Origin of the sequence: Kitasatospora nipponensis (assembly GCF_039528135.1) — a bacterium.
In the GTDB taxonomy this organism is placed as follows: Bacteria; Actinomycetota; Actinomycetes; order Streptomycetales; family Streptomycetaceae; genus Kitasatospora; species Kitasatospora nipponensis.
Map to the genome: position 1 here is coordinate 1 of NZ_BAAALF010000583.1, position 864 is coordinate 864.

The window sequence follows — 864 nt, forward strand, 5'->3', positions numbered from 1 at the left end:
GTCCCGCCAGCAGAGCCAGCCCTGGGCGAGCGAGGACTCGGAGCGGTCCGGGTACGGCTCGTTGAACAGGTCGAACACCACCGAGCCGGTGCCCTTGAAGGTCTCGGCGACCGAGCTCCAGAACGGGGCCGCGTTGGCGCCCGGCATCGGCTTCTGGCAGGTGGCGTTGGTGTCGGAGCAGCCGGAGGAGTTGCCGGTGTACTGCCCCCGGCTCCAGTGCATCTCGACGATCGGGGTCAGTCCGGCGGTGCGCAGCGAGTCGACCCAACCCTTGATCGTGGCCCGGTAGTTGGCGCCGCCGTAGGCCGGGTTGACGTTCGACTGACCGAGCCAGCAGTCCTCGTTGAGCGGGACCCGGACGGCGTTCACCTTCCAGCTCTTGATCGCGGCGATCGAGGCGGCGTCCACCGGGCCGTCGAAGAAGCCGTACCCCTGGACGCACATGTACTCGGTGCCGGAGCGGTTGACGCCGTGCAGCACGACCGGCGAACCGGCCGCGTTGACCAGGGAGTTACCGGAGACCCGGAGGTCGGGGGCAGCTCCAGCGGGCGTGGTCGGCGAAGGTGACGGCGAGGGCGAAGGCGAAGGCGAGGACGACGGCGACGGCGACGAGGAAGGCGACGGCGAAGGCAGCCCGTTGCACGTCACCCCGTTGACCGCGAAGGACGTGGGAGCCGAATTCGCCCCGCTGTAGCTGAAGTTGGCTCCGGGTGTGGCGCTGCCACCGGGAGCGATGTTCGCGTTCCAGGACAGAGCGCTGACGGTGACGTTCTTGCCGCTCTGGGTCCAGGTGCCGTTCCAGCCACTGCCGGAGAGGGTCTGGTTCCCGCTGTACGCGTAGCTGAGGGTCCAGCCGTTGAGGGC

General features: G+C 69.1%; 1 protein-coding gene. It reads right to left on the bottom strand.

Features of this window, described 5'->3' with window-relative positions; all coding sequences use genetic code 11:
* On the bottom strand, positions 1 to 864 hold an 864-nt coding region (locus ABD323_RS42045), incomplete at both ends, for a cellulose binding domain-containing protein (protein ID WP_344447339.1).